2 protein-coding genes are annotated in these 3130 nt (G+C 60.6%); both read left to right on the forward strand.

Annotated elements, in window-relative coordinates; genetic code table 11:
- The first annotated feature begins 575 nt into the window (after window positions 1-575).
- Window positions 576-2003, forward strand: coding sequence for a TAXI family TRAP transporter solute-binding subunit (locus JOZ76_RS37395; protein WP_291706386.1), 1428 nt, complete (start codon window positions 576-578; stop codon window positions 2001-2003).
- A 162-nt stretch (window positions 2004-2165) separates the two neighbouring features.
- Window positions 2166-3116, forward strand: coding sequence for a non-homologous end-joining DNA ligase (ligD, locus tag JOZ76_RS37400; RefSeq protein WP_291706385.1), 951 nt, complete (start codon window positions 2166-2168; stop codon window positions 3114-3116).
- The last annotated feature ends 14 nt before the right edge of the window (window positions 3117-3130 follow it).

Here is a 3130-nt window from a genome sequence, read left to right on the forward strand (position 1 = left end):
ATGGGAATCCGTGAAGTATTGGTGGCAACGCCTGCATCAGCAAGACGGCGGTTCCGCCCAGCGCGCTGGCACTCACGACGAGCAGGGACAGGACGCGCCTCCAAAGCATCTCGTTGCTGGTGACGTCATTTGCATTTGGCATCTGTGTGCACCCGCTTTTTTCGTGCGACGAAGACGTCTTAGACCGAGTCGCGGGGGCGGCGAGCGGCGAAATTTGCCGGAAAATTAACTCATGATTCACCGACTCGGGCGCCCCGCCCGATTGGCAATCGGTGTCGGTTTCCGTGCAGTCCAGGCCTTCGTTTATCTGGCACCGAATGGCCTCTCGCTCAAGCATGTCAGCTTGCAGGCAGTGGATTTGGCGAGTTCTCTGGCGCGTCGACAAAGTGGCAGCGCGGGGAGAGGCGAAGCGTCCTCACGTCTCGCGGGCGCGATCGGGCGGATCTTGCACCAGCGCGGGCCGCCGGGTGGTAACAGGCTCTTGAACCCAGGCCGCTGCTCCGACGTTGTCCTTGGAAGAAACGTGGTATTCCTGCAAAGCAGGAAACAGCTTTGATCTCCAACTGGCAGCGGCGATGTCCTCGGCTGATGGTGCGAATGAAACCAGTGACGCAGTTCGCAGACGGCGGAGAAGGAGTAATTCCTTACTGCTGGTCCTGGCTGTTGGATTTCTTGTTTTCGGCGCCGCCGCGGGCGCACTGTACTATGCGTTGCAACCGGTAACTCTCCGGATTGCCGTCGGACCGCCCGGAAGCGACGATCACAAAGTGATTGAGGCGATGGCCGAGGCTTTCGCCAGCGAAAGCAGGACGGTCAGGCTGTCTCCGATCACGGCTGACGGGGCGGTCGAAGCCCTCGCTCTACTCGGTGCTGGCAAGGTCGACCTTGCGGTCGGTCGTGCCGATCTGGAGATGCCGGCCGACGCGCAGACGATCGCCATCGTGCGCAAGAACTTCGTTGTGCTGTGGGCGCCTTCCCGACCTGCGGGCAAGAGCTCCAGAGGAAAGCCCACCGCGAAAATCAAGGAAATCGCCGATCTGGCAGGGCGCAAGGTCGGCATCATCGGCCGGACGGCGGCGAACGCAGCGTTGCTACGGGTCATCCTGAGTGCCGCCGGCGTGCAGGCGGACAAGGTCGCAGTTACGAACTTTGGTACGTCGCAAATCGACGAGTTGGCGCGTGACCCCACCCTCGATGCATTCATGGCGGTCGGCCCGCTCGACAGCAAAATCACGTCCGACGCCATCGCCGCGACGGCCCGGGCGCGGGGCGAGCCGAAGTTTCTTGCCATCGATGCATCCGAAGCCATCGCCCTGAAGTCCCCGCGTTACGAATCCGAGGAAATTCCACCCAGCGTCTTCAATGCAGATCCGGCCTGGCCGGATGACAAGGTTGAGACGGTCAGCGTCAGCCACCTGATCGTGGCACGGAAGGCTTTGTCTGAAACAACGGCAGCGGCATTTTACAGGCAGCTATTCGCCCTCCGTCAGGCGATTGCCAGGCAAGTGCCTGGTGCTGCGCACATCACCAAGCCGGACACGGAGAAAGACGCCGAGCTGCCGGTGCACCGCGGGGCGGCAGCAGTCATCGATGGCACCGAACGCACCTTCCTCGACAAATATGGCGATTACTTCTGGTTTGCGCTCCTGCTTCTCTCCGGGATCGGGTCCACCGGAGCCTGGTTGCGTCACTATTTCAATCGGGACGAACGGGAAGAAAATACCAGCCATCGCAATCGAATCCTGGCCATGGTTTCCAGAGTGCGTAGCGCGGAATCCAACCAGGAACTGCTGGCGATGCAGCGCGAGGTCGACGCCATCATCGGTGACACGCTTGAATGCTACGACGACGGCGCCATCGAGGAAGAGGAACTGGCGGCCTTTGGCCTGGTGCTCGAACTGTTCAATCACGCCATCGACGAGAGGCGCGCGGCATTGCAGGCGGGCACCCTCGAACCGGCTCGCGTCGCAGCGGTAGGCAGCAGCCCGACGTCTCGACGATGACGCAGCCACGTCGATGACTTCCGGTCCTGCAGGTAGATCGGAAGTTGCCCGCAGGGGCAAGCTGTGCCGCAGCGCAGGTCCCAAAGTACTCCTGTGAGGCATTTCTCTTGCGTGATACCAGTAAAGTGCTCCTGCAGCAGCGGGATTTTCAAGAGTTTTTGAGTGGGCAAGCGCACGCAGACACGTTTTTCCGCACGAATGATCCAAGGCTCCAAACCCTCGGAAATGCCCGGATTCATCCCGCCCCAGCTCGCGGCCTCTCGCTCCAAGGCGCCTTCGGGCGACCAATGGGTCCACGAGATCAAGTACGACGGCTACCGTGTCCAGTTGCACGTCAACAAGCAGCGTCGGGCCATCTTCACCCGTTCTGGCCTGGATTGGACGAAAAGGTTTTCGGTGATCGCTGGCGCCTTCGACATCCCAGTTGAGCGGGCAATCCTCGATGGCGAGATCGTCGTCGTCAAAGACAGCCGCACCAGCTTTTCGGAGTTGCAGGCCGAACTCGCCAAAGGCAACCAGGACAGCCTGCTGTTCTACGCCTTCGACCTCCTATACCTGGAGGGCTTCGATCTGAGAAAGGCGCCGTTGACTGAGCGCAAACGCATCCTCAAGATGCTCTTCGACGAAACCGGCCTGGAAAGCCCAATCATCTACAGCGAGCATCTGCGGACGGACGGCAACAAGATGCTCGCCCACGCTTGCAAGCAAAAGTTCGAAGGCATCATTTCCAAGAACGCAGAAGCGCCCTACCGGTCGGAGCGAAGCGACGCCTGGGTCAAGGTGAAGTGCCTCCAGCGCGGCAACTTCCCGGTGATCGGCTTTGTGAAGGACGCAACCGGCGTAGCCGCCCTCCATCTCGGCAGGCAGGAAGGAAAAGACATAGTCTACTCGGGGAAGGTAGGAACAGGCTGGTCACGGACCGTGTCCAGCCAGATCCGCAAGAAGCTTGATACAGTGGTGACCCCCACGTCGAAGCTTACCAAGCCAATCCGGGACGCGAAGGCCACATGGGTAGAGCCGAAATTCCAGGCCGAAGTGGAATACCGCGACATCACCGCCGATGGCCTGCTCCGCGCCGCCTCGTTCAAGGGTCTCACCAACAGGCCGTTATAGTCGTTTGTTCCATT

It is taken from the genome of Bradyrhizobium sp., assembly GCF_019244115.1.
Lineage (GTDB): Bacteria > Pseudomonadota > Alphaproteobacteria > Rhizobiales > Xanthobacteraceae > Bradyrhizobium.

Coding starts and splice junctions, on each gene's coding strand:
- JOZ76_RS37395 (WP_291706386.1), top strand. CDS start 576: ATGTCCTCGGCTGATGGTGCGAATGAAACCAGTGACGCAGTTCGCAGA.